Source organism: Streptomyces sp. NPDC057271, assembly GCF_042668715.1.
Lineage (GTDB): Bacteria > Actinomycetota > Actinomycetes > Streptomycetales > Streptomycetaceae > Streptomyces.
In genome coordinates this window covers 1-5,951 of the sequence record NZ_JBHUYJ010000194.1, presented here as the reverse complement: position 1 = coordinate 5,951, position 5,951 = coordinate 1, and the positions used below count along the sequence as shown (strand labels likewise).

Sequence of the window (5,951 nt, the reverse complement as noted above, 5' to 3'; positions counted from 1 at the left end):
CGCTCAAACGGGCCGAGCACCGCAACCGGACACCAACCGCACCGAACACCATCACCACCACCCGACAAGGCACAACCTAAGTCACCGGCATTGGGCCTAGGCTGGGACCCGTACGAGTCCGACCCGAAGACCGACGACAGCGCGGGCACGATCGCCCTCGACAGCGTGAACATCGAAGTCCTGCGCGCCCAGAAGACCCGCCAGGCGAAGGAGCGGAAGAAGGCCGGCGCCGCCTGGCAGGACACGGGCAAGGTCTTCACCGAGGAAGACGGCTCCTGGCTCCACCCGGAGACCGTCTCCGAGACCTTCCGCCGCATCCTCGCCACCACCGACCTCCCGCCCATCACCCTGCGGGACCTCCGCCACGTCTCGGCCACGCTCACCCACGGCGCCGGCGGCGACATCCACACGATCAAGGAGACCCTCCGCCACTCCACGATCACGTTGACCTCAGACACGTGCACGAGCCTCCTCCCTGAGGTCGACCGCGCGGTGGCCGAGGCAGCGGCGGCGCTGATCCCCCGGGCACGCAGGGCGTCATCCCTCTCCGAACGCGGATGAACTCGCCGTTGTCCCCTCCGCGTTGTCTCCCTGTCGTCCGTTTCGGGGGGACCGACTAACCTCATGCCGTGGATGACTGGTTGAGCCGAATACCGAGCTCGCTCCGCTGGATTGCCGCCTGGTTCTTCGCGACCTCGGTGTGGTGGATCGGCGGCCAGTTCCTGGACGAGCCGTGGTCTTTGCCCCGGTGCGTCTTCTATGGTGGCGTGCCGGTAGCCGCCATGAAGCTGGGGCAGTACTTGAGGTCGTGATCATCTCGGCGACCTCCCGCCCCAACCGCCCAGCGGATCCACCCTCTCGCGCACTGGTCCAGTTCTCTTCCGTGGTACGGCAAGTACGCTCGCTCGCCGACTCCGGGGTCCGTTGAACCGGCGCACCCCAGGAATGCAGAGAGCCGGGACTCTGCCGGGGAACGGCAATTACACGGGTCCATTCCTGTGCCAGCCTTGGATGCATGGGATGGAGCTTCAAACTGCACGGGGGCCTCGCAGCCGGGCTGGGCGCGGCACTTCTTGTGCTTGCCGGACTCACGTGGTTGCCGGGGACCTTGCCCCTGGCGGACTCGGGATGGCCGGTAGCGGCGATCGCGGTATCGCTCTTCCCGATCTTCATCGCCGCGGTCGCACGCCTCATACTGGCGCGAGCGGACCGACGCTCCATGTGGCTGGCCTTCCGGTGCTTGCCGGGCAAGGTACAGGTCGCGCTCGGTGCGCTGTTCCTCTCGGGCGTGGTGCTGGCGACCTTGGGCGGAGCCGGTGAGGGGAACTTGCAGGCGGCCGAGATGAAGGCCGGCCGGTACTTCGCCTTCGACACGACTCCCCATGGACGCGGAACGACCGAGGTCTCCCAAAGCCAGTACATGGCCGTCCTGGAGAGTGATCAGCGCAGCATGTTCGCGATCCCAGGCATGCTCTTCGTCGGGGCGGCGTATGGCGCCCTGACCGCCGGAGAGTTGCGTCGCACGGAACTCGGGGCCTCGGCATGACGGGGCGCGGGCGGAACAGTCGGCCGTGCGGCCCGGATGGACGAATGGCAAGACCGGGACGGGCTGCGCTCGGAAAGCCCCACGAAAAGGGCGTGCGGGCAGAGGTGGTCAGGCGGCTCTCTTTCACCTGGTTTCCCATGGCAGCGGCAGCCGTGTTCTACGTGCTCGCGATGGCGCTCGCCGCCTTCGAGCAGGATGAATTCGCGCCGGCCCTGGTCGTCGCCGCCTTCACCCTGTTCTTCTGGCTGATGGGATGGAACTCAGCCATCCGCTTCACGGCGACGCATCTTTTCCTCACCAACGTTCTCGTGACCTCGACGGTCGCGTGGAAGGACGTTGCCGGCGTGACTGTGGACGATGGGCTGAGCATCCGGTTGAGGGACGGGCGAACCCTCGGCTCGATAGCCTTCGGCGGCTCATTGATCGGGGCGTTCACCAAGTACCCGACCCATCAAAGAGCCCGCAGGATCCTGAGCGAGGCGCATCGGAGCGCCCTCCTCAACGGGAGAGGCACTGGACCTGTCCACCTGCACACGTCCTTGGACTGGCGCCGCCCACTCGTTGCCGCCGCGGTTCTCTATGTCCCGCTACTGATCATCCGGGCCGTCGGCGGATGAAACCCCGCCAGGTGCCGTACCGCTGCCACCGACGAACCAGGCCGTAGGCCCAGCCCCACGGCCCGCACTCGACGAGGGCGTCCACCGCGGAACACCGGGCCGGACCTGAATCCCGCTCGGCCCTCCACCCGCTCGCCCGCTCACGCACCGCTCACGCACGAGCCCCCGAACGACAGAGCGCCCCGACCGGTCAAAACCGGTCGGGGCGCTCCGCAGCAGGTCAGAGGGTTTACCCTCCCCCGCACTCGGTAGGCCGTGTGGGACTCGAACCCACAACCAACGGATTAAAAGTCCGCTGCTCTGCCAATTGAGCTAACGGCCCTCGGCACAACACACCCGAGCATAGCCCCATCGATCGCCGGAGCCGATCGGGTATCCGACACGGCCCCGTCTCCGTGGGGCCCGCCCGGCGCGGCGGGTGGGCCCCACGGCGTGGGTCAGTAGAGGGCCTTGAAGGCGGACCAGCCGCCCGTGCCGACCAGGACGCGGGCCGCGTACAGGCCGTTGCCCCGGTTCGTGTAGCGCCAGAGCCTGCCCGAGGTGTCGCGCGCGAGCAGCTCCGCGCGCCTGTCACCGGTGAGGTCCCCGACACCGACGAGGGAGGTGTACACGCCCCAGCCGCCACCGACCTTCACCCGTGGCGTCACGCCACCCGAAGCGGTGCCGTAGTAGCGCCACAGCACACCCGACGCGTCCATGCCGAGCAGATCGCCCCGCCCGTCGCCGTTCAGGTCACCGGCGCCGGCGATCTTCCCGTACAGCTTCCAGTTCGTGCCGATCCTCACCCGGGAACCCAGAGCACTGCCCTCCGTGCCCGGGTAGAAGTACATGTCACCGGTCGACTTCTGGCGGGCGATCAGATCGACCCGGCCGTCGCCGTTCACATCACCGGACGACGTCAGCACGTCGTACTGGCCCCAGCCTCTGCCGACCAGCGTGTACGGCGAGGAGGCCGAGACGATCGCCCCGCAGCCCGGCCGGTACATGCGCAGTTCGTCGCCGACCCGCCCGTACACGTCGTTGCAGCCGTCACCGGTCATGTCCCCGGCCGGCACCAGGAGCGCCGTGGTCGGGAACCTGACGCCCGTGCCGTTGGTGCGCGTGGCCAGACCGCCCGAGCCGTTGCCCCTGTAGAGCGACACGAGACCCGACGTGTCCATCACCAGCAGATCGCCGAAGTCGTCGTCCCCGGCCATGTCCCGCCACCCCAGGACCCTGCCGCCGGTCACGGAGAGCACACCCGAGGCCGTGAGGTCCTGGCCCTCGCCGTCGGCCGTGCCGGCGGTCAGCGTCCAGGTGAACGTGCCGTCGGTGACGAGTCGGCCCGCGGAGTCCTTGCCGTCCCAGGCGACCGCGATCCGGCCGCGCGTCTCCTGGCCGCCATACGTGCGGACCACCGCGCCGGACACCTTCCGGCGCAGCGTCAGCTGCCAGTACGACGCCGGCTTCGACAGCGACCAGGCCGCCGCCCAGCCGTCCGTCGCCCGCGCGGTCGCCGGGATCTTCGCCGAGACGGCCGTCAGGTCGGAGGCGGGGACACCGGTCCACACGGCGTGGACGAGGTTCTGGCCGTCCTTGTACGCCACCGCGCCGCCGAAGCGGTCCACGGTCCACGCCTCACGGCGCGCGCCATGGACCGGGGCGGAGTCCACCAGCGGGCGGGGCGCGGCGGCGGTACCGGTGTGGAAGTCGGTCATCCGGAGGTACGAGCCGGGGCCCTGGTCCACGACGAAGCCGTCGCCCAGCAGGCCACCGTTGTACGAGCCCCTGGGCAGCGCGACCTTCGTGCCCTTCTGGAGGTCGACGACGCCCTGGGCGGTGAACTGGGCGCAGGACCAGTACAGCCAGCGGCCCGCCACCTGAAGCTCCGTCGCCCTGCAGGTGGCGCCGGTCGCGATCGTCCCGAGGTCCTTGCCCGTGGACAGGTCCGTACGGGACACCTGGCCGGCCGTGTCCGTACCGGTGAAGAGGGTGTCGCCCCGCAGGGCGGCCGCCGTCTGCGGCTGCTTCCGGACGACGGACGGCCGGCCGGGTGCCGCGTCCAGGTCCACGACGAGGGTCTCCTCGCCCGTGACGAGGTCGCCGGGGATGCTCGGCCGCCCGCCCTGGAAGACCGCCCACCGGCCGGAGGCGTCCGCCAGCCGGCCGGAGTTCTTGCCCGTGGCGGCCCGCGCCGTCTCCTCGCCGGAACGCCGCCCGACCACCTCCATGCCGGACGTACCGCGGGCCAGGTGGACCGTACGGCCGTCACCGGAGTCGAACAGCGGCGTCGTGCTCTCCAGCCGCTCCTCGGACCCGGCGGCGACGGGCTCGGACTGGCCGGTGTGCAGCGGGCCGACCGGCAGCGTCCGGGCGAAGAAGCCGCGGCCCAGCTGTCCGTCCCGCTCCAGGGTGGAGAGCCGGCCGGCGCCGAGGGCGAGCGACTGTACCTCTCGCGCCAGCGGCTCGACGCGGTGCAGCTTCTCCAGGACCGGCGCGCCGTCACCCTTGCCGGGAACGGCCTTCAGCAGGAACCAGTCCGTGGCGGAGGTGCCGCCGACGACGGCCGCACCGACCCCGCCGACGATCTGGTTGAGCTCCGGCTCGGCCTTCTCCAGGAGCGTCCGCGAGCGGCCGTCGGGAGCCAGCGCGACCAGGGGCCGGGTGAGCGGGGCGCCGGTACCGCCGGCCTCGCCGACGGCGAGGACCCACTCGCCGACCAGGCCGATACGGGCGGAGCTCAGGCCCTCGGGCAGGGCGAAGGTCCGCTCGGCGCCGTCCAGCGCGGACCGACCACGGAGGTGCACCTGGCGGTTGCGGTCGACCCACGCGATCCGGTCGGCGCTCAGGGCCACCGGCGCGACGAGGATGCTCGCCCCGGCGGAGGTCGGCGCCTCGATCACCGTCATCCGCCCGGTCCGCAGGTCGACGACGCCCAGGTAGGTGAGGTCGTACGGGTCGGCGGACCGGCCGAAGCGGAGCACGGCCGCGGTGTCGTCGCCCGCGACGAGCCGCGCCATGTGCAGGTCGGCACCCGCGGGGAAGCCGGTCACGGGGATCCTGGTCCCCGTCGCGTCCCCGGCGCGCCGCAGGTAGTAGCCGGTGGTCGTCTGCCACGACTCCTCGGACTCGTACTGCTGGAAGAGCAGGGTGTCGCCGAGCAGACCCCGGTAGCTCGCGTCGCGCGGCATCGCCAGCGGCTGCTCGGTACCGGTGGCGAGGTCGCGGAGGTAGTGGTTGCCGGCGCCGCGCTCGACGTACGCGTACCGCCCGCCGACACCGGCCTCGGCGAAGGACGGGTTGCCGGAGCCGTACCCGAGGGACACGGTCGCGCCGGTCGCGAAGTCGGTCCAGTGGCGCTCGCCGCCGGAGTGCTCGTCGGAGTCCTCGGTCTCGTGCACGTACCCGCCGGCGCTGACGGCGCTCACCGTCGACTGCCGGGGCACGGTCCGCCAGTTGGGCGTGATGTCGAGCTGGTCACCGGGCGCGACGGCGGCGGGCACGGCGGTCGGTACGGCGGTCGGTACGGCGGCGGCCGGCGTCGCGCCGATCACCGAGGCGATGAGTGCTGCGGCCAGAACGGCCGTACCCGCGCGGCGGTCACGCGCGCGTGAAGAGCGTGGCAAGAAGGGTCCCTCCCCGGGAAACCTGAAGGTGAGGAGACAGGGCGGAACACCCCCGCGCCGGGCCCCCTGGCCGACGCTCGCCCCTGTCAACAGGCCGACAGTAACAGCAGCGACCGACCCCCGGCAGCCCGATTCGAACCCGTTCAAAGAAGCAGGGCCCGTACGACAACGAGGTGTCGTCCC

At 70.9% G+C, this 5,951-nt stretch carries 4 protein-coding genes, 1 tRNA gene and 1 pseudogene; 4 read left to right on the top strand and 2 right to left on the bottom strand.

The window, feature by feature from the left end:
• Positions 1-99: 99 nt before the first annotated feature.
• From ACFUJR_RS38480 to ACFUJR_RS38465, 4 genes and pseudogenes are all read left to right on the top strand, one after another.
• A pseudogene (locus ACFUJR_RS38480) lies at positions 100-561 on the top strand (site-specific integrase); the annotation flags it as partial.
• A 68-nt stretch (positions 562-629) separates the two neighbouring features.
• On the top strand, positions 630-812 hold the full coding sequence (locus ACFUJR_RS38475) for a hypothetical protein (protein WP_383180736.1): 183 nt from the start codon (positions 630-632) through the stop codon (positions 810-812).
• 203 nt (positions 813-1,015) lie between these two features.
• On the top strand, positions 1,016-1,546 hold the full coding sequence (locus tag ACFUJR_RS38470; RefSeq protein ID WP_383180733.1) for a hypothetical protein: 531 nt from the start codon (positions 1,016-1,018) through the stop codon (positions 1,544-1,546).
• A 137-nt stretch (positions 1,547-1,683) separates the two neighbouring features.
• Positions 1,684-2,163: a hypothetical protein gene (locus ACFUJR_RS38465; RefSeq protein WP_383180730.1), complete on the top strand. Its 480-nt coding sequence runs from the start codon at positions 1,684-1,686 to the stop codon at positions 2,161-2,163.
• A gap of 249 nt (positions 2,164-2,412) precedes the next feature.
• Here ACFUJR_RS38465 and ACFUJR_RS38460 read toward each other — a convergent pair.
• Together ACFUJR_RS38460 and ACFUJR_RS38455 are read right to left on the bottom strand one after the other, a co-directional pair.
• A tRNA-Lys gene (locus ACFUJR_RS38460) sits at positions 2,413-2,485 on the bottom strand.
• A gap of 115 nt (positions 2,486-2,600) precedes the next feature.
• The gene (locus ACFUJR_RS38455; RefSeq protein ID WP_383180727.1) at positions 2,601-5,768 is read right to left on the bottom strand and encodes an FG-GAP-like repeat-containing protein; all 3,168 of its coding nucleotides are present in this window, start codon (positions 5,766-5,768) and stop codon (positions 2,601-2,603) included.
• Positions 5,769-5,951 lie beyond the last annotated feature (183 nt).

What these genes read in the sequence shown, in the direction of transcription:
- ACFUJR_RS38470 (WP_383180733.1), top strand. Translation starts at nt 1,016, where the DNA reads ATGGGATGGAGCTTCAAACTGCACGGGGGCCTCGCAGCCGGGCTGGGC.
- ACFUJR_RS38465 (WP_383180730.1), top strand. Translation starts at nt 1,684, where the DNA reads ATGGCAGCGGCAGCCGTGTTCTACGTGCTCGCGATGGCGCTCGCCGCC.